The sequence below is a fragment of the Clostridium sp. genome (assembly GCF_016650095.1).
Taxonomy (GTDB): Bacteria; Bacillota; Clostridia; order Clostridiales; family Clostridiaceae; genus Clostridium_AD.
The window spans coordinates 1-23,670 of sequence record NZ_JAENWL010000013.1; the positions used below are offsets into that span (position 1 = coordinate 1).

The 23,670-nt window shown below is 30.0% G+C and carries 22 protein-coding genes; 7 read left to right on the forward strand and 15 right to left on the reverse strand.

Annotated elements, in window-relative coordinates; genetic code table 11:
- Positions 1–342 precede the first annotated feature (342 nt).
- Positions 343–1,431, forward strand: coding sequence for a DUF3810 domain-containing protein (locus tag JJE11_RS01905; protein WP_291632557.1), 1,089 nt, complete (start codon positions 343–345; stop codon positions 1,429–1,431).
- A gap of 141 nt (positions 1,432–1,572) precedes the next feature.
- Here JJE11_RS01905 and JJE11_RS01910 read toward each other — a convergent pair whose 3' ends face one another.
- Both JJE11_RS01910 and JJE11_RS01915 read right to left on the reverse strand, forming a co-directional pair.
- On the reverse strand, positions 1,573–2,697 hold the full coding sequence (locus JJE11_RS01910) for a C40 family peptidase (protein WP_291632558.1): 1,125 nt from the start codon (positions 2,695–2,697) through the stop codon (positions 1,573–1,575).
- Between the two features lie 590 nt (positions 2,698–3,287).
- Entirely contained in the window at positions 3,288–4,199 is a 912-nt protein-coding gene (locus JJE11_RS01915) for a serine/threonine-protein kinase (RefSeq protein WP_291632559.1), read from the reverse strand.
- Between the two features lie 378 nt (positions 4,200–4,577).
- Here JJE11_RS01915 and JJE11_RS01920 point away from each other — a divergent pair, with 378 nt between their 5' ends.
- Both JJE11_RS01920 and JJE11_RS01925 read left to right on the forward strand, forming a co-directional pair.
- Positions 4,578–5,021 carry a cell wall hydrolase gene (locus JJE11_RS01920; RefSeq protein ID WP_291632578.1) on the forward strand — a complete coding sequence of 148 codons (444 nt, stop codon included), beginning with the start codon at positions 4,578–4,580 and terminating at the stop codon, positions 5,019–5,021.
- A 65-nt stretch (positions 5,022–5,086) separates the two neighbouring features.
- A complete protein-coding gene (locus JJE11_RS01925; RefSeq protein ID WP_291632560.1) occupies positions 5,087–5,506 on the forward strand; it encodes a hypothetical protein in 420 nt (139 codons plus the stop codon).
- Between the two features lie 253 nt (positions 5,507–5,759).
- On the opposite strand, the gene JJE11_RS01930 is transcribed toward JJE11_RS01925, so the two are convergent.
- From JJE11_RS01930 to cysS, 4 genes are all read right to left on the reverse strand, one after another.
- Positions 5,760–6,257, reverse strand: a complete 498-nt coding sequence (locus JJE11_RS01930; protein ID WP_366927900.1) for a peptidylprolyl isomerase — start codon at positions 6,255–6,257, stop codon at positions 5,760–5,762.
- 224 nt (positions 6,258–6,481) lie between these two features.
- Positions 6,482–6,973 (reverse strand): hypothetical protein, encoded by a 492-nt coding sequence (locus JJE11_RS01935; RefSeq protein ID WP_291632562.1) that lies wholly within the window; start codon positions 6,971–6,973, stop codon positions 6,482–6,484.
- 213 nt (positions 6,974–7,186) lie between these two features.
- On the reverse strand, positions 7,187–7,471 hold the full coding sequence (locus JJE11_RS01940; RefSeq protein ID WP_291632563.1) for a hypothetical protein: 285 nt from the start codon (positions 7,469–7,471) through the stop codon (positions 7,187–7,189).
- Between the two features lie 109 nt (positions 7,472–7,580).
- Positions 7,581–8,987: a cysteine--tRNA ligase gene (cysS, locus tag JJE11_RS01945; RefSeq protein ID WP_291632564.1), complete on the reverse strand. Its 1,407-nt coding sequence runs from the start codon at positions 8,985–8,987 to the stop codon at positions 7,581–7,583.
- Positions 8,988–9,524: 537 nt separating this feature from the next.
- Between cysS and JJE11_RS01950 the strand changes: the two genes are divergently transcribed.
- On the forward strand, positions 9,525–12,038 hold the full coding sequence (locus JJE11_RS01950) for a DUF5050 domain-containing protein (protein ID WP_291632565.1): 2,514 nt from the start codon (positions 9,525–9,527) through the stop codon (positions 12,036–12,038).
- 194 nt (positions 12,039–12,232) lie between these two features.
- Here JJE11_RS01950 and JJE11_RS01955 read toward each other — a convergent pair whose 3' ends face one another.
- The 9 genes from JJE11_RS01955 to JJE11_RS01995 form a co-directional block, all read right to left on the reverse strand.
- Positions 12,233–12,364, reverse strand: coding sequence for a hypothetical protein (locus tag JJE11_RS01955; RefSeq protein WP_291632566.1), 132 nt, complete (start codon positions 12,362–12,364; stop codon positions 12,233–12,235).
- Positions 12,365–12,424: 60 nt separating this feature from the next.
- Positions 12,425–13,621 carry a transglutaminase domain-containing protein gene (locus JJE11_RS01960; protein WP_291632567.1) on the reverse strand — a complete coding sequence of 399 codons (1,197 nt, stop codon included), beginning with the start codon at positions 13,619–13,621 and terminating at the stop codon, positions 12,425–12,427.
- 25 nt (positions 13,622–13,646) lie between these two features.
- Positions 13,647–14,495 (reverse strand): phosphatase PAP2 family protein, encoded by an 849-nt coding sequence (locus JJE11_RS01965; RefSeq protein WP_291632568.1) that lies wholly within the window; start codon positions 14,493–14,495, stop codon positions 13,647–13,649.
- A 19-nt stretch (positions 14,496–14,514) separates the two neighbouring features.
- Positions 14,515–16,035 (reverse strand): hypothetical protein, encoded by a 1,521-nt coding sequence (locus JJE11_RS01970; protein ID WP_291632569.1) that lies wholly within the window; start codon positions 16,033–16,035, stop codon positions 14,515–14,517.
- A gap of 91 nt (positions 16,036–16,126) precedes the next feature.
- Entirely contained in the window at positions 16,127–17,518 is a 1,392-nt protein-coding gene (locus JJE11_RS01975; protein WP_291632570.1) for a HAMP domain-containing sensor histidine kinase, read from the reverse strand.
- Positions 17,511–18,197: a response regulator transcription factor gene (locus JJE11_RS01980; RefSeq protein WP_291632571.1), complete on the reverse strand. Its 687-nt coding sequence runs from the start codon at positions 18,195–18,197 to the stop codon at positions 17,511–17,513. Before JJE11_RS01980 ends, JJE11_RS01975 begins: the two co-directional genes overlap by 8 nt.
- A gap of 178 nt (positions 18,198–18,375) precedes the next feature.
- Positions 18,376–18,693, reverse strand: coding sequence for a hypothetical protein (locus JJE11_RS01985; RefSeq protein WP_291632572.1), 318 nt, complete (start codon positions 18,691–18,693; stop codon positions 18,376–18,378).
- 155 nt (positions 18,694–18,848) lie between these two features.
- On the reverse strand, positions 18,849–19,589 hold the full coding sequence (locus JJE11_RS01990; RefSeq protein WP_291632573.1) for an SDR family oxidoreductase: 741 nt from the start codon (positions 19,587–19,589) through the stop codon (positions 18,849–18,851).
- 42 nt (positions 19,590–19,631) lie between these two features.
- Positions 19,632–20,234, reverse strand: a complete 603-nt coding sequence (locus tag JJE11_RS01995) for an SHOCT domain-containing protein (RefSeq protein WP_291632574.1) — start codon at positions 20,232–20,234, stop codon at positions 19,632–19,634.
- A 238-nt stretch (positions 20,235–20,472) separates the two neighbouring features.
- On the opposite strand from JJE11_RS01995, the gene JJE11_RS02000 reads away from it, so the two are divergent.
- The 3 genes from JJE11_RS02000 (at position 20,473) to JJE11_RS02010 (ending at position 23,661) form a co-directional block, all read left to right on the forward strand.
- Positions 20,473–21,447 (forward strand): Gfo/Idh/MocA family oxidoreductase, encoded by a 975-nt coding sequence (locus JJE11_RS02000; protein ID WP_291632575.1) that lies wholly within the window; start codon positions 20,473–20,475, stop codon positions 21,445–21,447.
- Between the two features lie 43 nt (positions 21,448–21,490).
- Complete coding sequence (locus tag JJE11_RS02005) at positions 21,491–22,660, forward strand: iron-containing alcohol dehydrogenase (protein WP_291632576.1); 1,170 nt, start codon at positions 21,491–21,493, stop codon at positions 22,658–22,660.
- Positions 22,661–22,944: 284 nt separating this feature from the next.
- Positions 22,945–23,661 (forward strand): DUF624 domain-containing protein, encoded by a 717-nt coding sequence (locus JJE11_RS02010; RefSeq protein ID WP_291632577.1) that lies wholly within the window; start codon positions 22,945–22,947, stop codon positions 23,659–23,661.
- Positions 23,662–23,670: the final 9 nt, after the last annotated feature.

The window sequence follows — 23,670 nt, forward strand, 5'->3', positions numbered from 1 at the left end:
CATAATGGATTATTATATATTAATAAAATACACGCAACATTACTCAAAATAAAAAAAAGTATTGTCGGATAATAATTCTTCCAATTTTTCCAATCTCCAAATTTATAACAAATATAAATAGCTACAATGGCAAGAAATATAAAATACATACAAACACCTACCTAAGTGAAATAAATTTGATAAATAAATATCAATAAACATTTATTATTATGTCCAAATTCATTCAATTCTATAATATTACTTTATATTCAAACAAAAAACTTTTGATAATTCATCTGCGAATTGGTACAATGTACTATGTAAATGAAAGCTCAAGTTAATCATATAAAAGAGGTGTTTTATTTGAAGAAATCTTCATCTGTAAAACAATTAATATTAATCTTACTTTTACCCTTAGGTATTCTCCTTACACAACTTTCTAGAATATTTCCAAATATTATAGAAGAATTTTATTCTTCATTTTTTTATAAAATAATTGCTCACATTTTAAGCTTAATTACAGGGTTTTTACCTTTTTCTCTTGCGGAACTTATAATTGTTTCTTTTGCAGTTTCTCTATTCTGGTATATTTTAAAAACAATTTTGGACTTATATAAATGTAAAAACAAAAAATTAAAAATTTTAAAAAATGCTATTTTAAATATACTCGCCACACTCGGACTAATATACTTTTCATTCCAGATTTTGTGGGGATTTAATTATCAAAGGCTTACACTAGATAAAATATTTCAATTAAATGTACGTAAATCATCCACAAATGAACTTGCACAACTCTGCGAGCGCCTTGTGAATAGTTCAAATACTCTAAGAGAGAAAATAAATGAAAATCAGTATGGCGTTATGGAACTTCCCTATAGTAAAAACTACATGCTAAAAACTGCTCACTTAGGATATGATAAAGCTTCGTTACAATATCCTAAATTAAAAGGTAATTATGGAAACCCTAAGGGTATATTACTCTCAAGTCCAATGTGTTATACAGGGATTACAGGTTTTTATTTTCCTTTTACCAACGAAGCAAATATTAATATGGCAGAACCCGATTCATTCCTGCCATTTACAACTGCTCATGAGATGGCTCATCAGAGAGGATTTGCAAAGGAAGACGAAGCAAACTTTGTTTCATATATAGTTTGTATAAATCATCCTGATATAAACTTTCAATATTCTGGAACACTTTCAGCATTATCCTATTCATTTAATGCATTACAAAAAAGTGATCCTAAAAAATATAGTGAATTGATTTTGACATGTAACGAAGGTGTACTTAGTGATTTTAGGTACAACCACGAATTTTGGACTCAGTACTCTGGTCCTGTAGAAAAAATCAATGATAAAATTAATGACACTTATCTTAAATCGCAAAATCAGCAGTCAGGAACAAAAAGCTATGGTGCAATGGTGGACTTACTCCTTGCTGAGTATAGATAAAAATAATTCTTTAAATATATAGAGACTGCTAATATTAATTAAAAGATATTATTTGCATAATTAAGATGTACATACGCAAAAAAAGAATGTAAGTAGATTTGTTTACACATTTCTACTTACATTCCCTTAACTTACAATTTGCTATCTAACTCTTCTTGATGATAGATAATCATCTCTTGTTAATTGTGATATTTTAACTACATCTCCAGTGCGAGGAGCATGTATATATGAACCATTTCCCACATAAATACCAACGTGATGAGGAGTTCCTATTCCAAAGAACACCAAATCTCCTGGTTGTAAATTCTCTCGTGGTACAAATTCTCCGTGAGTTATCTGATCATAGGTAACCCTACCAGTGCTAACTCCAAAATGTGCATATACATATTGAACAAAGCCTGAACAATCAAAGGTATTGGGGCCTGTGGCTCCCCACTCATATGGTGTTCCCATAAAGGTTTCAGCAAAAGCTATCACTTCATTTGAACTAACTAATGAAGTTTGTTTAGGTTCACTTACTTCTTTTATTGGTTCAACATTTGGTTCAACATTTGTTACAACCCTTGTTTCATTTTTCACTTCATTGCTTACTTGGCCTCTTGATGGAATAATTTCTGTAGCTCTTTTAGTAGTTACCGCCACATCATATTTAGGTGCTTGATTTGATGCCACTTTTACCTGTTTTGATACATTTTTTATTTGATCTGCATTTTTTATTTGATCTGTAGCATTACCTAATGATACTTGAGTTTCTGCTATTTCATTCTTATACAATTCTTGATCTTTTTCAGCTTGAATTATTAATTTATCTTGTTCTTTTTTCTTTATACTTAGCTTGTCCAATTTATCTTCATTATCAGTCTGCAATGCTAAGACTTTTATTCTGTTGTCGTTAAGGGCTTTTTTTCTACTATCAATATTTTTCTTTTTCTCATTTAATTCACTAATAATTTTATTATCATATTCTACAACACTTTTAACATTTTCTACTCTTGAAATAAAGTCTTCTATTCCATTAGAATCGAGTAATATCTCTAAATAACTATCGGCTCCATTCATGTACATGGCTCTCATTCTTTCATTAAATAAAGATTCTTCACCTTTTATATTGTTCTTCGCAACTACTATGTCTTTTACCGTCTTCTCTATTTTCTTTTCAGTATCAATTATCTCATATTTTGCTTTATCAATTCCTGCAAATATACCCTCAATATCTGAGTCTAGCATTTCAATAGATATCTCTAATTTTTCATAATTCTTCTGCACAATAGTATATGAATTCTGTTGCTCCCCAAGCTGTTTCTTTTGAATATTTAGCTACTCAGTTAATGTCACTGCTAAAACTGGCATACTTGTTGACATCACTAGCCCAATAGTTAGAATTAAAGATAATATCCTTGCTCTCATTGTTATTCCTCCGTATCAAATGTTGTAAAATCATCATATTTTAATTGTAATAATATTATATCATTATATTAGGACACACTCCAATAGAAAAATCTGGTAACTCAGACTACTAACATAAATTGATTTTTATCAACTATCACGAGCACTTACCTCTATGATCTAAAATTACTCATTAAAATTTGTAGTTCCATATCCATTTGGAACCCCTACAAATTATGTTACTATTTATAATATCGAATAAATTTCTATTATCTTAATACCAATCTCAAAATATTTAACATAATTTTACTTATCTCCTAAATAAACCAAGTAGTTTCTCAGAACTCCTCCTTATCAAAACGCTATAAAAACAACCACTAAACTTAATTTAGTGGTTGTTTTTATAGTAAATTATATTATTTATTTATATGAATTCTCATAATCACAAATTAATTCTACCCATCTTACCTTTATACTATAAAACATAAAAACTCTTTAATAATCCTCTTAAGTTTACCTTTATTCGAAGTTTTTATTTTAGTTTCTTTAGTAATCACACTTGTCCTTATATTATGCTCACTCAAAATCGCTATTTTTTCATATTTTTCCTTTTTTAATACTTCTAAAATTTCTTTTCTTAAAGCATCCACTGAAATATACCTATCTCCGATATCAATTTTAACACATTTTTGTATTATCCTTCTTAAATTCTCATCAATATCAACCTCATAATTTTCGTCCAAAAGTGGCTCTATGCCTGTTGAAGGAGCCTTCCCTTTAACCATAAAGTATAAGAGCATTCCAATCCCGTATATATCTGTTTGCGTGCAACATTTTCCAAGTACGTATTGCTCTGGTGCCGCATACCCATTAGAACATGCACACACTGTATCTTGCTCGCAGTCACTTTTATAAATTTTTGAAATGCCAAAATCAATTAAAACAACTTTTCCACTCTCAGTTATTATTATGTTGGATGGTTTTATATCTCTATAGATGATAGCTGGATTTTGATTGTGCAAATAGCCTACAATATCGCACAAATCGGATGTAATCTTGCAAGTTTTTTCAGAATGTATCCTACCATTTACCTTAACATACTCCTTTAAAGTTTGCCCCTCAACGTAGTCTTGGACCATGTATAGATTGTTATTTTCATAAAATATATCAACAATTCTCCGAATACCTGGATGGATTAGATCTTTTAAAATGTTAGCTTCTGTTAAAATGCCTATATTTTTTATATCATGTATTACTTCTTTTATTGCCCAAAGGTTTCCAAGTCTTTTATTTTTGCATAAATAAACGGTGCCCATCCCACCCTTGCCTAGAATTTTTATTACCATATATTTTTCATCTAATATATCTCCACTATTTAGCATAATTCACCTCTTGTATAAATAATTCGTAACTTATCCACCTAATAATATACGTATAACTATCCAATTTTAAGGGTTTTTTCGGTTTTTGTCATATATTACCCAATAACAATATATATATATATTGGGTATCTAATATTTTTATGTTTAATTTTTATATAATTAGAAAATGCATTTACTATTATTACTTTAGCACAAATAATGTTATCTCAACAAAAGAAAACATTACTCAAAATAATTGTATCAAACTTTTAATGGATTTACCACATGTTTATGCAAAACTTTACAAGTAAAAAATTATATTTATTTACATTATTAAGTACCAATATTAACATCATGAATATAATAATACTGTAAAGTAAATTGAGGAGATGACAAGTGGTGGCTTACAGTGCTAGAGAATTATTGGCTAGAATAATAAAGTGCGAAGCTGGTGGAGAAGGCGACACCGGTATGAAAGCAGTCGCCTCTGTAGTTATGAACAGAGTAAATGTAGCCGATGGTGAATATCTTAGGCTAGGTCAAGGAGACATAAGAAATATTATATTTCAAAAGGGACAATTTGATTGTGCAACTTCTGTACTTGGGGGAGTGACTAACCCACAAACAATTTGGTCAAGTCCACCAGAACAGATACATTATGATATTGCTGATTGGGCTTTAGCTGGTAATAGATTATATACAACAGGTGGATCCTTATGGTACTTTAATCCCTTTGCACCAGGTTGTCCATATTTATTCCCTTTTAATGGCAGTGGAACTTATCAAGTTAGTGTTGCTCAGCATTGCTTTTACAATCCCACATCACTCTATTTTAAAACTTAATTGAAAATCATTATTTATAACACCTTTAGATGCCGATTAATATAATTTTTTAAGGAGGATCTTTTATGTTTATAGTGCCACCTAACAATTTTAATCCAAATCCAATGTGGAATACAAATCCCATGTTTTGTCATCCTCCAATGATGCCTATGCCAAATTTGGATGAGCCTTATGATACAAGACAAAACCCTATGCCCGGACCCTCTGCTGGTAACCAGGACTTTGAAAGTGCACCTCTCCCTCCCGTTGTAAACAATCCGCTCTATACTCAAGGTTGGTTAACAGAACAAGTAGGTAAATATATAAAAATAGAATTTTTAATTGGAACTAATATGTGGGTTGACCGAGAGGGCATTTTAAAAGAAGTTGGAATTAGTTATATTGTAATTAAAGAAACTGGTACAAATGATATGGTAATGTGTGACATATACTCTATTAAATTTGTAAGAGTTTTTGATAATCAAGAGCTCAAATGTCGGGTTTAAGATAACAAAAGTACAAAGTCTTAATATGCATAATAATTTAGAATCACAAAACATAAATTTAAAACTACAATAAAAAAGAAAAAAGTATATATTACGCGTATTGCAATACGACTAATGCGTTCGCTAAAAACTACTAATTTTAGTTTTAATTTAAACCAAAATTAGTAGCTCTAAAGCTTATTCAAATGCATTATACATAATATATACTTTTTTTACACAAAAATCATTTGTTATTAATTATAATACTTTCCTTTTATTTTACCTTTTCTACATCAGCATATTTTACTCCAAACGTATCAACAGTAACTTTTTTCATCTTTTGATCTTTTTTAGGTCTGTCTCCATTCCCAGTCTCTACAGAAACTATTTTATCTACTGTTTCCATGCCTTCTGTAACCTTACCAAAAGAAGCATAGTCACCATCTAAAGAACTAACATCATTAACCATTATAAAGAATTGTGATCCAGCTGAGTTGTTTTGCTTGTCTACTCTACCCATAGAAATCACTCCTCGCTCATGCTTTAGTGCATTATCAAACTCATTATTACTAAACTCCCCTTTTATTGAATAGCCTGGTCCACCCCCGCCTGTTCCGTCAGGATCTCCACCTTGTATCATAAAACCTGATATTACTCTATGAAAAATCAATCCATCATAAAATTTACTCTGAACTAGCGAAACAAAATTTCTAACAGTATTAGGTGCAATTTCTGGATATAATTCCACCTTTATAACTCCGCCATCTTCCATTTCTATAGTAACTATTGGATTTTTATCATTTACTCCCTTTTCCGTTGCCTTTGGGCTGCCATCAACCTTACTTTGTTCCTTATTAGCACATCCACCTGCAAAAACCACAAAACTTAATATAAATAATATCATTATTTTCTTCAAAAACTTGCTTCTCTTCATCTTCTAAACTCTCCTTCGTATTTATTATATATAATTAAATCAATATCTCTACTATGCCTTAATTACTTATTCCCAATATAAGCTGTAACAGCCTTTGCCTCTTCTACGTTACTACTTGGACCACAAATATTAAATTTACCATTATACTTACTATCTACTTTACCAAGTCTTATAAGTATCTCATTAAAATTCTTCGATGTATTAAGTGTTCCAGTCACTTCATATTGTCCTGTTTCACTATTTTTATTTTCTATAAACGTACTATATCCAATAGTTTTAAAAATATTATTTTTCGCCCATATTCTCTTTAGAATAACCGATTCCTTTATACCATCAACTTCTATGCTTCCAGTAACTTCATAATTTAAAGATAATTTCTTTCTAAATTCTCCGACAAGTTTAATTTCTGTTGATTTTTGAAATTCACTATTATCATCATACATATATCCGCTATAGTTTCTTTCAATGCTCACCGGTCTAAAATATATAAACGATATTATAATCATACCAATAATTGCAATTACTATTGATGCTTTTAAACCCTCTCTATCCATATTCATCACCTCAAATTTAAATTGTTTCATTTAATGATATTTCTCTCTTACCTAATCTATACATAATATTATAAACTAAGTTAGCTTATAATGCATTAGAAAAGGCTAAAGAAAAGCACTAAATTATGTAAATTTTTATGATTAAAATAATTGTAACCTGAAATTTATACTCTCACTCCTTATATGGAGTGAGAGTATTTTAATCCCATAATTCTATTTCTTTAGTTTAGGTAAAATAAAATCAATAAACACCCCTGTTCCTACTGCGCTTATAAAACAAGCAGTGCATATAAATAAATACAAAGCTTTTATTATATCTCCAAAACCTTCACCTGGATTAGTCCTAATCATGTATATGTTATATATCCCCATAAATAGAAAAAGAACTGTTGGAATATATTTAGCATATTTTTTTCTACCTGCTACCTTATGAATTAAATAAGTTATAAAAATCACTGCAATACATAAAGCTACTACCATCAATATAAATTTTATCATTATATCGTCCCCCCTATTATTAAATCATCTCCTGCGGAGCTGCATATTAACGACACTATGGAAGGCTAAACAATTAATAATTGTTTAGCCTTCCATAGTGTCGTTAAATTTATTTAATTTTCCAAGTTGTTCCTTCCTTAGTATCAAGAAGTTCAATATTCATAGCTATAAACTCATTTCTTAACTCATCTGCTCTTGCCCAATTTTTACTTGACCTTGCTTCGTTTCTTTCAATTATAAGTCTATTTATAAGCTCCTCATCTATATTTGTAGCTTCATTTTCAATTGTCATAAGATCTAATGATAATACTTTATCGAAATCTTCTATTAATATAGCTTTTTCATTATTATTAAGTTCATCATCTTTTAAAACATCGAAAAGTGCAGTGAGTGCATTTGCCATATTTAAATCATCACTGATATACGATGAAAATTTTTCTTTGTATGCTCCAACTTTCTCATCACTTACTATATCACTTCCATCAATTGAATTTAAAACAGTCGCAATTCTCTCTTTAAGCTTTTTGTAACCTTTCTTAGCATCATCTAAACTCTCAAAACTAAACACTAACTGTTTTCTATATTTAGACTGAAGACAGAAATATCTATAATCAAGAGGACTATATCCTTCTTCTTCAAGTCTTGATATCGTTAAGAAGTCCCCACTAGATTTTGACATCTTACCACTATCTAGTACTAAGAACTCTCCGTGCATCCAGTACTTTACCCATTTATGTCCTAGTGCCCCTTCAGATTGGGCTACTTCATTAGTGTGATGTACTGCAATATGATCTATTCCTCCACAATGAATATCTAAATATTCACCAATATATTTAATAGACATAGCAGAACATTCTAAATGCCAGCCTGGAAATCCTCTGCCCCATGGTGATTCCCACTGCATAATTTGATTAGAAAACTTAGAATTTGTAAACCATAATACAAAATCAAGTGGATTTTTCTTATTAGGATCTATTTCTATTCTACTTCCTGCTTTAAGCTCATCTATACTAATATTTGCAAGTTTGGTGTAATCTGGAAATTTATCAATTTCAAAATATACATTCCCATTAGAAACATAAGTGTAGCCTTTTTCTTCAAGTTTCTTTATAAGATCTATCATATCTTGTATATGGTCTGTGGCTCTGCATACAATAGTTGGTCTTTTTATATTAAGTTTCGTGCAATCTTCGAAAAAAGCGTCTTCATAAAATTTAGCAATTTCCCATACAGTTTTATGCTCACGACTTGCACCGAGTGCCATCTTATCTTCACCCTCGTCTCCATCTGATTGGAGATGTCCTACGTCAGTAACATTCATTACATGTTTAACTTTATAATTTACATACTCTAATGATTTTTTAAGTACATCTTCAAAAATATATGTTCTCAAATTACCTATATGTGCATAATTGTAAACTGTAGGTCCACAAGTATACATACCTACCTTACCTTCCGTGTAAGGTACAAACTCATCTTTATTTCTAGTCAAAGTATTATAAACATTAAAACTCAATATATTCACTCCTTCTTAAATAGTACAATAGTCTCCACGCCTTCGCAAAAACCCACACTAATAATTTAATCTTTGCAAGTATAAATATAAAAAGCTACAGACATGCTGCAGCTTTAAACTTCAAAGTATAAACAACAATAATTGATTTTATTGGCCCCTGTATTCCTTTTCACTATCAAATGAATATAAATTATTTTACTACCTAAAACAATTTATATATATATATAAATTCTAACATAATATTGCGATAATGCAATAAATTATCACAATATTATTTCATAATATATTATTAACCTCTACTGCAATAAAACTATCTTAACTTCTATTTAGAAATCTAATAGCAAATCAACTATATCCAAGGCCACTAATCATAAACATTAAAATTCCAATTAGCTCAATACATACCACTAGATTATACAATATAGCTCATGTTATAATTGTTAATAGAAACTTAACATTTTGCATTATAATATAAATTTTAGACAATCAAGTTTAACCTAATAAGTTAATTTGAGAATCTAAAAAAAGGAGAAAATAATGAAGAAAAATCAAATTTTCAAAACCTTTTTAATAAATATAATTTTACTTTGTGCATTTACATTTTACATTCCTGTAGCTTCAAGTGTAGCCGCAGCAGAAATAATACCCTCAGTTTCAATAGTTTCCTTAGATCATTTTCCATTTGTTGAAGGTGATAAAAATGAATTTGTAGTAGCATCGACTAATTATACTGCAAAGGTTCAATATCAACTTTTCTATACCTGTGAAACTACTATGGGTAGTAAATGGCAGCTTATTAATCTAAGTGGTATGAAAAATGGGTGGACAACCCCTGTAGATGCTAAGCAGCCAATAGATTTGGATATAAGTACTTTAAATCTTAAAGCAGACTATTATAGATTTGCCATAAGAGTAAGACGAGTAGGAGTAAAAGGGAAATATAGTAACTCCTATGGGGATTATGATAGCGCGTATCCTTTTGTACTAGATGTATTAAAAAATGCTGATATTGATTTAAATGGCGATATGGAAATTAACAAAGATAACTTTACAAATAAAGAATCTTTAAAAATTAATGGTATACACAATAGTAGTTCAAATATTAAATATAAATTGCATTTATATGATGTAAAAAATAATAAGTGGTTAACTAATTTGACGGATTATAGTGATACTTTAGAATATAATTTAAGTAATTTACCCGAGGGCCCATATATTGTTGACCTCTGGGGCAAAAATAACGAATCTAATTCTAAATATGATGGATGGAAATTAAAAATTATAAATGTAGAGAAAGAAACTATACCTAATGTTGCCATCGTTTCTTTAGACCATTATCCCTATGTAGAGGGAGATAAAAATGAATTTTTTATCTCTGCTAAAAAGTATACTGGCCAAGTTCAGTACCAGTTATTTTATACCTGCCAAACAACTATGGGTAATGATTGGGAATTAATAAATGATGAACAAATGCAAAATGGTTGGACAAAACCTGTAAATGCTCATGAACCTATTAAAGTAGACATAAGTAGCCTAAATTTGAAATCTAATTTTTATAGATTCGCTATAAGAGTAAGAAGAATTGGGTTTGTAGGTAGGTATAAAAATCAATATGGGGATTATGATGACGCCTATCCTTTTAATGTAACAGTATTAAAAGAAGCAGACATTAATCTTGACGGTAACATGGTTATATCCAAAACTGACTTTGCTAAGAATGATAATTTAATTATTTCTGGAGTTGAAACCACGGCAGGTGATACTCAGTACAAGCTTAATTTTTACGATCCAATAAATAATAAATGGTTAACTAATCTAACTGATTACACAGATAAAATTGATTATGATTTAAGTAGCCTGCCTTCTGGAAGATATGTAGTTGATTTATGGTGTAAAAATTCAAATTCTACTAAAAGCTATGATGGATGGAAGCTTAAGCTTATTAATATTACTTCTGATATTGTAATGGTAAGTAATATAGCTAATATTGACGCTACGACAAAAAGAAATGTACGATATTCGCTACCTCAAACTGTAAATACTGTATTAGAGAATGGACTCAGTAAAGTTAAACCAATAACATGGGATAAAACACCAAGCACTGCAAAAGCTGGTGTTTATGAATTTGAGGGAACAGTCCTAGGTTATGATAAAAAAGTAAGGCTTACTTTAACAGTTGAAGAAACTGTGGGTAACACTTCAGGAAATATAGCTAATTTAGGCTTTGTAGCAGAGAGCAATGATTGGATTTATTACAGGAATACTACTGATAGCAATAAGATGTATAAATTAAATAAAAACCAAGATAAGAACATTAAAATATGCGATGATATTCCTCTTTATATTAATGTTCTTGGGGATTGGATATATTTTTCTGATTTATCTGATGAAGGTAAACTTTACAAAATTAAGATAGATGGAACTCAGAAAACTAAACTTACCAATGTTTCAGTAGAAGAAATCCGAGTAGAAAATGAATGGATTTACTATTTAAATGCATCTGAAAATTATAAGATATATAAAATTAAAACTGATGGCACTTCAAATATAATGCTAACCAATAATATGTGTGGTAATTTGAATATTGAAGATGATTTTATATATTATACTAATTATGATGATGAAAATAATATCTACAAAATAAGAAAAGATGGGATTGGCAATAATAAACTTGGTAATGATAGTGCAGAATTTATTAACATAGTTAATGGCTATCTCTATTATGTTAACTTATCAGACTCCTACAAAATTTATAAAATAAAATCTAATGGTACTGGAGGACAAAAGGTTACAGATGAACAGGCTATATTCCTAAACGTAGCAGATGATTATATATATTATACTGATTTAAAAGATTCTAACCTTTATAAAATTAAAACGGATGGCACATCAAAGAAAACAGTATATGCTGGGTTTGTGGTTTGTCCGAATATAATAGGAAATTATGTTTATTATCTGCAGGATGATGACCATACTCATAGAACGAATATATTAAATCCAAATTCATCTAATGAAATATTTGGTAAATATTTTACCCCTTTAGACAAATAAAAGTAGATGGTTCAGAAAATCAAGTAATAGGATAATTAACCAAACTAGACCAGCGGATAATACGCTGGTCTTTAACGACATTTCAGAAAGAAATTCGTTAATATGCAGCTCCACAAAAATGATTTAACTTATAATCTCTAGATTCATAATAAAAAAGAGGAACATATGAGCAAAAATTCATATGTTCCTCTTTTTTATTTTCTGTCAGCAGATTGCTTTTTAGTTGTCTTATTTTGGTTTTTTGCGGATTCTCTAGTTATAGGAGTATCATAATTACTCTTTTCTAATCTAGAAAATTTATTGTCAGGTTGGCTATCTTTAGGCATTAAAACATCTCCCTTATCTATACTTATATCTATAGGTTTGACTATTTACAAAATTATATTCTAATTTAAAATAGTAAATCCAATTTTCAGAGAAGTTTTTAAATTTATATCCTTATTTATACCATTAATGTCTTTACTTATATATAAGGTATATTTTTCTCCTAGTTCAAAAAGTGTATTATGCACAATTTTTACACTTTTCTTATCAACAGACAACTGAAGTAATATAGGGAAATTGAAGTTCGTTCCTTGTCTACATATAAATATATTATCCTTTAAACTTAATTCATCAACCTCTTTGTTAAAGGAAATATTCCACTCTTTTGTTGATGTAACATTAGTAGTACCGTCCACTTTAGTCCACTCTACAAATTCCTTTTCATCAAATATTGATGTTTTATTATAATACACGTTGGTTGCTGGAGGATAATCTTGCTTTTCCCAAATATGATCCTCTGCGATTTCTTTATCACTTAAATTAAAATAATTGTAAAGTATTCTTCCTTTTACATCCGGTACTGGGTCATCCCAAGTGCAATCCAAATGATACCATATATTATCAAGCTTTACTAAGTTCCAGGCATGATTTCCACCATTACCTGTTCCCACAACTATTTTAGCTTGAATTCCTGACTCATTTAGCATTTTATAAGCTAATTGCGCATATCCATTGCACACAGTTAAACCATTTTTCAATGCATCATAAGCACTATATCTAGTAAGTGTAGTATCATAAGCTACATGAGCTACAATATAATCATGAATTGCCTTTTCCTTTTGATGATCATTCATGCTTACTTTTATTATATTTTTAAGTATTGCAGTTACTTGTGAGCTTACATAATCCTCTTGTATTTTTGTTGTATAAAATTCAAAATCAAAATTTACTGTAACATCATTTTGATATCCCTCATAGCTACATTTATATGATCTTATACAACTTTCTAAATAATCATCAGACTTTAAAATTCCATCTAAGCCATCTCCAATCAAATTTTTTAGATTAGATGTATCTGCTTTATATTTTATTTTAAAGCTTGTCTCTCTCTGTTCTAAGTGCTTTTTTAAAAAATCATTTAAATCTTGCAGTGAATATGCTATTTCCTCATAACTGGAATCAATATTTGCAATGACTGAATTTCCATTTAATTCTAAAGCTGATGGCTTTACTGAAATTAAAGGTAAATTAATTGTATCTAATAATAAAATTAATACTAAAATCCATATTTTTTTTAATAACCTCATATGATTTTTCACATTGCCACCCCTTCTTATAACCCTGTTATGTTTCAACATGACCACCAAACCTTTTGAATATAGAGGGCGCTCCCACCGTAATCCACAATCCAACTACAACATATCTAAAAAAATCAGAAGTTATGTTAATGGGTAGAATTTCCTTTAACGTACTTTTCAATCCTAAAAGAATAGTTACTCCAAACAACAATTTTATCATTTGCTTAACCCAAGTATTTCTAACATCATATTGCACATACTTTGACTCTAGGATATATCCAATATAAAAACCTAATACCGTTCCTGATATTGTATAATAAGTTTTTTCTTTTAAGAATATCATCCCAATGAGCATAGGTAAAATAATTATCATTAATATCCAGGGTTTTTTCGTTTCCTCCGAATAATCAAAAATATAATTAGAGATAAAAACCCATATTGTTCCAATCACTATTCCACCAATTACATCTGTTGGGTAATGCAGACCAAGGTATAGCCTAGAAACTGCAACTAAAATGATTATTAATATTCCAACTATATAAATCCACTTTTTCTTTTCCTTAATCATCCACGAAACCCAAAACATTGCAGATCCTTGAGTATGCCCACTTGGAAAAGATTTTCCTCCAGCAGTTTCTACCCTAATAGACCTTATCCCCTCTACTCCTATGGGCCTTGCTAAATTGACTAAGTCCTTCAAAACAGTGTTTACAATTGTGCCTGTAAGTAATGCAAAACCTAATTTGTATCCAAATTGTTTATTCAAGCACCAAAATATTATAGCGGCTGCAAAAATATAAAAATATTGCTCACCCGTCATTGTAATTAACTGAAAGAACGTATCCCAAAAGGGAGATGATATAGATTGTATAAATTTAATGATTTCTATCTGCATATTACCCTCCTTATCTACCTCATTTAACTTGTAACTTTTTTACCTGGTCAGACCATATTTTAACATAATCATCTGTGGCCCACTGTGCCATAACGGATACTTCTGAATTTTTAAGCTCAAGCTCTTTTAATGGAGATTCTCCTAAAACATTATCTTTTATAGCATAAACTAATAATTTTGAATTTGTTAACACCACAGCAATATCCTTATTAGGAGACGTATAGGCATCTACAGCACTCGGAACCTTTTGCTTTATAACCTCCCATGATGGAAATAATGAATCATAATTTACCAAGTTCTCTGGTGGCGCTATAGGTACATTGAAGTCCGCATATTGGTTTTTCACAGATGGATCGAAATAATCTAATCTTCCACGTAATAACCATTTCCCATTTTCTCTAAAAATCCCGAAACTTGTTGGCGAGGGAGTATCCTCTAATAGATTTCTATCCTTTTGTGAAATAGTTCTTAAGAATGATTCTGCACCAGAATTTAGAACTTCTCTCCCCTTTTCACCTAACACTTTAGATGCAACAATTGGAATTTCAGACCCAGTATATATAGTGTCAAGAGGAACGACCTCTAACGAATGAGATGAATATAATTGTGTGCCCCCTTTTACTCCACTTTCAATGTCTCTCTCATAACACACATAATCATTTCCCACAAAATTAATACTTTTCAGATCATAAAATCCTATATTTTTAACTTTTATACTATCTACTTTAACTTCCTTTCCTATTGGAGATGCCATCAGAAAATCTATCCCAAAATTAGAATCAATTTCGCGACTAACCTGGAGTTTCCAAAACCCAGTCCTCCTTGGCACAAATAAAAATGGCAGTTCCGAAATTTTTTCAATTAACCCATCAGAACTTATCCATAATGTTCTGTATACCGGTTGTAACATTGGTTTATTTTCATTGACATAAGGAAATTTATAATCAACAGTTTTATAATACTTTAAGCCTAATAAAAACCCAGATTGATTCTTTTTTATATAGGGTTTTGATCTCTTGTAAGATATTTTCCCACCATTTTCAGTGTCATCTATATCCATTTTGTTTTCAGTAGGTTGCTTTGACAGAAAGAAAAATACTCCATCCACAACAATAGCTATTGTGCTATCATCAATTTTGATAATATCTCTAAAATAATTTTGATTCGAAGTAATAGTAATGATCTTAATTTCAATTTGATTTATATGGAGATCTTCCATAAAAGATTTATAATTATTATATAAATATGTCTTTGTATCCACACTTTTAATCTTAAATTCAGGTTTTTCACAATTATCATCTGGTAAAATAACTTTTTGGTTTTCAAAAGACGCATCTTTTCCAATCCATTCTTTCGCGTCCTCTTCACCCATTTTTGACATAGCTGAAAAAGCATATCTCTCTACCCTCCAAACTCCATCTACTGGAATTGTTACCTTAGGTGGGGTTATTCTGCTTGTTGTTGATAAATCAACATTACTACAAGCTGTTAAATTTATAAACATTATTACTAAAATAAATAAAGATAAGATTTTCTTCATAACTTTGCTCCCTTGCTTTGGGATTTTGAAAAATAACCAATCATATGTTGGTCTATTTTATAACAGATCCCTTTATATAAATGTTCAACTCTTATATTGGAAGAATTATGCTTACTTCTGTGCCCTTTCCAAGCACACTATTGATTTGGAGTTTACCTTCGTGAAGCTTTATAATTTCATCACAGATAGAAAGACCTATACCATTTTTGGAATTAGCATTTTTACCTTTAAAAAACTTCTCCTTTACTCTTGGTAATTCCTCTATTGGTATACCACAACCTGTATCTATTATTTTAATTATAATCCTTTTATTATCTAAATTCGCACTCATGCTGACATTTCCTCCATTAGGTGTGAATTTAAAAGAATTATCCAAAATATTTAATAGAACTTGTTTTAATCTATTTCTATCCACAAATATTTGAGGCAAATTTTCGTCTATTACCAATGTAAGCTGGATATTTTCCTTTAACGCTCTAGGCACTGACAGACTTTTTATATTAATTAGTGTTTCCTTTAAATCAATGAAATCCTTCTTTATAGACACTTTCCCCGAGGATAATTTAGAGAAATCTAGCAAGTCCTCAACTAGAAAAGTTAATCTATCAGATTCCTGTTCTATAATGCAAAGTCCCTCTTTAAGTTCTTCTTCATCTTCTAATTCACTAGAATTTAATATAATAGACCATCCTTTAATAGATGTGAGTGGTGTTCTTAGTTCATGTGAAACAGATGCAATAAATTCATTCTTAAGTCTTTCACTTTTCAGTATTTCTTCAGTCATATAGTTTAAGGTCTTTGCTAGTTGTCCTAATTCATCATCAGAATTTATATTGATTTTCTCATTAAAATTCCCACTGGCCATTTTCTCTGCGCCTATCATTATTTTTTTTATAGGTTTAGTAATAATACTAGAAATAAAAATACTAACTATTCCAGATAACATAATAACAATTCCACCAGTAATCAAGAAAAATTTAGACAAATTATAAATGTCCTCATCAATTTTCTTAAGGGAAGTTATAAACCTCAATACCCCATTTATTTCACCTTTATAAAATAAGGGATATGCTACTGTCATAACCCCTTCACTTTCATATCCTTGTCTATCGATTATGCTACCAATTTCCCCTTCTACTGCTGCTTTAAAATCTTTACTCGCTTCTATTTTTACTGGAGTTGCCCCCAAGGAGTCCATAATTATGAATCCATTTAAGTCTATAATTTGAACTTCAGCAGCATTATTTTCATAAAAAACGTCTACGTTATTAGCTACATTTTCTTTCACACTTGCTGATGATAAGTATGTATTATAAAAGCTACTAGATAACTTTAACTGATTTGATAAATTTGATTCTAAACTTTTGTAATAATATTTTTTAGTAGCTGTAATTAAAAATCCTTCTACGATTATAACCGTAATTAGTATTACCAACAGGTAACTTCCAGCGAGCTTTGATCTTATAGAGTTCACTTTAAGCATCCCCCCATCTATACCCCGTTCCCCAAACGGTTTCTATATACTTAGGTTCTGATGGGTTTTTTTCAACTTTACTTCTAAGTCTTCTAATGTTCACATCAACTATTTTAGTATCTCCTATATACTCATATCCCCAAACTACATTTAAAAGTTCATCTCGACTAAGTGCCTTACTTGGATTTTTAATAAATATTTTCATAAGAAGAAATTCTTTTGGAGTTAAATCTAATTCTATATCATTTTTAAAAATTTTCTTTGAATATAGATCAATTCTAAATTCTCTAGAATTAATAAAATTTGATTCTGCCTTATTTGCATACTTCATTCGTCTTAAAAGCGAATTTATTCGTGCAGTAAGTTCTAATGGGTTAAATGGCTTAACCATATAATCATCTGCACCAAATTCTAGTCCCATAATTTTATCCATGTCTTGCCCTCTAGCAGTCAAAATAATTATTCCGATATTTTCATTCTGTTTTTTTAATTTTTCACAAAGTTCAAACCCGTTCATACCTGGAAGCATAATATCTAATATAACCACATCTGGAGTTTCCTCCAGTATTTTTTGCAAACCTTCTTCCGCTGATGCCGCTTCAAGAACCTCAAATTTTTCTCTTTTTAAACTAATTTTAATAAACTTTCTTATAGACTCTTCATCTTCTACTATTAATATCTTGCTCATTGTGTTCCCCCTGTTTACCTAATATTAAAATTATATCAAATTTCACTAAAAGTTATAAGAGTTTTATACATTATTATAAAGCATTTATAAAATTTAAAAAACAAAAACCAATCTAAGTTATAGATTGGTTCTTAAAACATTATTTATAAACACACTTTAATCCTTATTAGAATGTACCTTACTCTACCTTTTCATAATCCACATCAATAATAGGACTATCATCATAGTTAATATCACTGGAATCTGATTTATATGTGTCACTACTAAACATATCACCTTGCGCAGTAGGATTTTTCTTTGTACTTATATTAAAGATAGAATTTTTAATCGACTTTACTATTTTAAAACAACCCCATACTAAAACTCCGACAACTAAGGCTCTAATAACAAAGATAGCTATATAAGGTATTGTTACTACCAAAAGAAAAATAATACCAATTGATAAAGCTGATTTCATTAACTTTGAAATTATGTTTTTGCCCTTTGAATATTCCATGATAACATTAGCCTTCTTTCATTTAATACGATTATTTACTAAATTATAATCTAATTATAACATATAAATAGGGTCAAGTATTAATTGTCCATTAATAAAATATTAATAAAGTATTAAATAATTTACATTCTCATATTCAATTCATTTTGCAAGTACTATTGCATACCTCCATCTATTGTAATCACTTGCCCTGTAATATATTTTGAATTTTCACTAGCTAGAAATGTTACAAGCATGCCCACATCACGAACTTCTCCAAATTTCATCATAGGTATTTCATTAGTTAAAGATTCACGTTCATCAATGCTTAACCAACTATTCATTTCTGTATCTATAACCCCTGGCGCTATAGCATTCACCTTAATATTTGAAGGTCCAAGTTCCTTCGCTAGTGCCTTCGTAAAAGAGTTAATAGCACCCTTTGATGCAGAGTAAATTACTTCACAAGAGGCACCTACATTCCCCCACATTGAGGATATATTTATTATGCTTCCACTCTTTTGTTTTATCATTTCTTTCAAAGCGTTATGTGAACAATTTATTGTACCCTTAAGATTTACATTTAAAATATTGTCCCATTCTTCTGGCGACGCATCCATAAACAATCCTACCTTAGATATTCCAGCATTATTTACCAATATATCTATTTTCCCTAATTTTTCAACTGTAGTTTTTATCATTTGCTTTGAAAATTCATAATCACTTACATCGCCTTTAATTTTCAAGGCATAAACTCCTAGCTCTCTAATTTCCAGAAGTGTTTTTTCAGCAGCTTCATCATTACTCTTATAATTTATAACCACACACGCCCCAGCCTTAGCTAGTTCTATAGCAATACCTTTCCCAATTCCTCTTGATGCTCCTGTAACTATAGCTACTTTACCACTTAAATTCATAAAGCTCACTCCTAACCTAATTATTAGATACATTTCAAATGGTTACATTTTTGATAAAAGTTCTTTTTTCTTTTGATTAAACTCTTCTAAGGAAAGTGCTCCCTTTTCTACTAATTCAAATAGCTTATTGATTTGGCTAGGTATATCCATAACTTTAAAATCCTCATTAGATGTTCTAGATTCAAGTGTATATTCAATTTTTTCTAAAAAAACATTTGGGTGATCTTTAATGTACTGTTGCCTAGCTTTTAAAATGGATATGGCACCAACCTCTGACATTTTAGATTCTATAGTCTTTTCAACATTTAAATTGTTCTCTGTATAGTTAATTATCAAGAAAAAATGAATTTGCCTAGGAAAACTTAAATCACCTATTATTGGTATTTTATTTTCAATAATTTGTTTAGAAAGTTCTACATCTGTTTTAACTTGAACCTTTTTTATGTTTTCAATCCGTATAAAAAAATATTCTGAGGTTATTGCGGTGTTATATAAAACTCCAGAGTTATTTACTAATATATTAGCATTAAAAGCACATCTAATATTCGCGAAAGCTTTTCCACCTTCATTAAATTCCCTAATATAAGTTTCCTTATTTTGACGTATTTTTTTTATTATTTTCCATTTTTTATATAGTGATTTCATAATAATATTTTCACCTCAATAGTATTATTATCATTCTATCAAATATATTTTGCAACTTTTATTTTCATAACCGCTTCTATAAGCTACTTTACTAAATTTTCTATTTAACTCAACATATAATTACTTTTTATAATATATGGGTTATGTTACAATCATAGGTGAATTATAAAATAATATGACATGATAACTTTTTATATAATTACATTAATCAAAAATCCCAATGAAAGGAGTTAATATAATGGACAATAAAATTGTAAACTGGGGAGTAATTGGCTGTGCAGGAATTGCAGATAAAGCAACAATCCCTGGAATAAACTCTGCAAACAATGCAACACTCTATGCTATTTCGAGTAGAAATAAAGAAAAACTTGAAGACTTTAGTCAAAAACATAAACCAGTTAAATCATATGAGAGTTATGACGATTTACTTGACGACCCAGACATTGACGCTGTATACATACCGCTTCCCAATTCACTACATTGCGAATGGGTTATCAAAGCTGCTGAAAAGAAAAAGCATATCCTTTGTGAAAAGCCTCTAGGTATTACATCTAAAGAAGTAGAAATTATGAGAGAGGTTTGCGAGAAAAACGGTGTGCTTCTTATGGAGGCCTTTGCTTACAGACACAGTCCTCTAACACTTAAAGCGAAAAGTCTTGTGGAAGAAGGCGCGATTGGCAAACTTAAATTTATTGAAGCGAATTTTAGTTATATTTTGACTGATATGAGCAATGTACGGATGATTAAAAATCTTGGGGGTGGTGCTACCTATGATGTTGGATGCTATAACCTCAATGTCATTAGATATATAGCCGGTTCCGAACCAATATCTATCTTTGCAACTGGTGAGATAGGAGAAAAATCTTCTGTAGATGAGTCTAGCTGCATTATGATGGAGTTTAAAGATGGTTTAAAAGCTTTTTCATATTGTTCTCTTAATAGTATGGACCGATGCGGATATACTATAGTTGGCGAAGCGGGAGTTATTGAAGTTCCTGTAAAATTCAACAGTACTGGTTCTGCTAAAATAACTTTAAAAAGAAAAATCGGCATTGAAGAGATAACTATTGACTGTCCAGATAACTACATGCTTGAAGTAGAGCAATTCGGAAGATGTATTACAAACGGTGAGAAACCTCTTCTTACTTTCGAGGATTCATACAATAATGCAAGAGTTATTGAAGACTCACTAAATCAGATTAACAATAAATAATTTATAGATTCAAAAATATAATCATTAGGAGGTAAAATATATTATGGATAATTTTACATTTCAAAATCCAACTAAAATCATCTTTGGAAAAGGTGCTGAAAATCAAGTAGGAAAAGAAGTTAGTACATATAGCAAAAAAGTACTTCTTCATTATGGTGGTGGAACCATAAAAAAGACTGGTCTATACGATAAAGTAGTTTCTTCACTTACAAAAGCAGGTATTGAATATATTGAACTTGCTGGTGTTAAACCTAATCCAAGATTAAGTCTTGTACAGCAAGGAATAAAAATATGCCGTGAAAATGGTATAAATTTTATATTGGCAGTTGGTGGTGGTAGTGTTATTGATTCTGCAAAAGCAATTTCTATTGGAGTTCCTTATAGTGGAGACGTGTGGGATTTCTACTTAAATAAGGCAGAAATAAAAGAGGCCTTAGCAATTGGAACTATTCTAACCATACCAGCAGCAGGAAGTGAATCAAGCACTGGTAGTGTTATAACAAATGAGGAAGGATTTTTAAAACGTGCCGTTAATTCCGATTTAGTATATCCTAGATTTTCAATATTAAATCCAGAGCTTTCCTTTACCTTACCGAAGTACCAGACTGCCTGCGGATCAGCAGATATAATGGCTCATTTAATGGAACGCTACTTTACCAATTCACAACATGTTGAACTTATGGACAGATTAATTGAATCTACAATGAAAACTGTTATAAATAATGTTGCTATTGTTTTAAATCAAGCTGATAACTATGACGCTAGGGCTGAAATCATGTGGTCAGGAACTGTTGCACACAATAATTTACTTAACACAGGGAGAGTAGGAGATTGGGGTTCACACGATATTGAACATGAATTAAGTGGAATATATGATGTAGCTCATGGTGCAGGACTAGCAGTTGTATTCCCCGCTTGGATGAAATATGTCTACAAACATGATATTAATAGATTTGCTCAGTTTGCTGTTAGAGTTTGGAATGTAGAAAACTCCTTCCAATCACCTGAAAAAACAGCTCTAGAAGGGATTAAAAGACTTGAAGATTTCCTTAAATCACTAGACCTCCCAATCAACCTAAAGGAACTCGGAATACCAACTGATAGATTAGAAGAAATGGCTTCGAAGGCTACAAACTCTGATACAACAACAGTTGGTAATTTTATAAAACTCGGAAAAAATGATGTATACAGCATTTTAAAATTGGCTGAGTAAAAGCTAAAGATGTTTTACTTACCATCAAAATCATTTATACTATTTAACAAATATAAATCAGATCATATTTCAATTAGAGATATGATCTGCTTTTTCTTCATCTTGCCGCAACTATCTTTATAAATTTAATCTATACAAAACACTAAAATTCGATCATAATTTTTGTAACTTCTACCTATATGAATTTCACACAATTTATGTTACATTATAATTAATTGTATAAACATTTTAATTAATTTATCTATTTATATATTAGCATTTTTTAATGCAGTTGGGGGCGGAAAATGGCTAAATCAAAAAGAGAATTCGGTGAAGGACCTTTGTACACAATAACTAATTATATATTTTGGTTCTTTTTAGGTAATTTATACTTTCTACTTCTCAATATTCCACTAGTTTTGATATCAATTGTACTTTTATCAACTGGTGCAAACACAATTCCACAGGGGTTTACTTTTATTTTCATTATATGTTGTATCCCAATAGGACCTGCTGCAACTGCTCTGCTTAGTGTAATGGGAAAACTTATAAGGGAAAAAGATATTAATATAACAAAAGACTTTTTCAAAGCATATAAAACTAACTTTTTTCAATCATTATTTTTTTGGACACTAGAAATAATTTTACTGTGTATCCTATTCCTTGATATTAGATTCTTTATTTCAAGTAGTTATCCGCAATTTTTAACTATTTTTCTTTATGTCATTATGGCTTTTGTTTTTTCAATTAGTATGTATGTGTTCCCTATAATCTCGAGATTTTACTTAACTTGGAAAAACATCCTTAAACTTGCTGCATACTATTCCATTAAGAATTTTTATATTACAATTCTTAATTTTACTAGCTTTATAGTAGTAGGCTTCATATTTTTTAAAGTTTCTACATTTATATTAGTATTTATATCAAGTATTATCTGTTATTTAATAATGTTCTACCAACAAAAAATACTATTTGAAATTGAAGAAAGCTTCAAAAAAAACGCTGATAAAACTCAAGAATAAACAATTTTA

Coding starts and splice junctions, on each gene's coding strand:
- JJE11_RS01925 (WP_291632560.1), top strand. CDS start 5,087: ATGTTTATAGTGCCACCTAACAATTTTAATCCAAATCCAATGTGGAAT.
- JJE11_RS01990 (WP_291632573.1), bottom strand. CDS start 19,589: ATGAATTTAAGTGGTAAAGTAGCTATAGTTACAGGAGCATCAAGAGGA.
- JJE11_RS01915 (WP_291632559.1), bottom strand. CDS start 4,199: ATGCTAAATAGTGGAGATATATTAGATGAAAAATATATGGTAATAAAA.
- JJE11_RS02005 (WP_291632576.1), top strand. CDS start 21,491: ATGGATAATTTTACATTTCAAAATCCAACTAAAATCATCTTTGGAAAA.
- JJE11_RS01980 (WP_291632571.1), bottom strand. CDS start 18,197: ATGAGCAAGATATTAATAGTAGAAGATGAAGAGTCTATAAGAAAGTTT.
- JJE11_RS01940 (WP_291632563.1), bottom strand. CDS start 7,471: ATGATAAAATTTATATTGATGGTAGTAGCTTTATGTATTGCAGTGATT.
- JJE11_RS01995 (WP_291632574.1), bottom strand. CDS start 20,234: ATGAAATCACTATATAAAAAATGGAAAATAATAAAAAAAATACGTCAA.
- JJE11_RS02010 (WP_291632577.1), top strand. CDS start 22,945: ATGGCTAAATCAAAAAGAGAATTCGGTGAAGGACCTTTGTACACAATA.
- JJE11_RS01975 (WP_291632570.1), bottom strand. CDS start 17,518: ATGCTTAAAGTGAACTCTATAAGATCAAAGCTCGCTGGAAGTTACCTG.
- JJE11_RS01950 (WP_291632565.1), top strand. CDS start 9,525: ATGAAGAAAAATCAAATTTTCAAAACCTTTTTAATAAATATAATTTTA.
- JJE11_RS01935 (WP_291632562.1), bottom strand. CDS start 6,973: ATGGATAGAGAGGGTTTAAAAGCATCAATAGTAATTGCAATTATTGGT.
- JJE11_RS02000 (WP_291632575.1), top strand. CDS start 20,473: ATGGACAATAAAATTGTAAACTGGGGAGTAATTGGCTGTGCAGGAATT.
- JJE11_RS01965 (WP_291632568.1), bottom strand. CDS start 14,495: ATGCAGATAGAAATCATTAAATTTATACAATCTATATCATCTCCCTTT.
- JJE11_RS01970 (WP_291632569.1), bottom strand. CDS start 16,035: ATGAAGAAAATCTTATCTTTATTTATTTTAGTAATAATGTTTATAAAT.
- JJE11_RS01930 (WP_366927900.1), bottom strand. CDS start 6,257: ATGGAAGATGGCGGAGTTATAAAGGTGGAATTATATCCAGAAATTGCA.
- JJE11_RS01985 (WP_291632572.1), bottom strand. CDS start 18,693: ATGGAATATTCAAAGGGCAAAAACATAATTTCAAAGTTAATGAAATCA.
- JJE11_RS01955 (WP_291632566.1), bottom strand. CDS start 12,364: ATGCCTAAAGATAGCCAACCTGACAATAAATTTTCTAGATTAGAAAAG.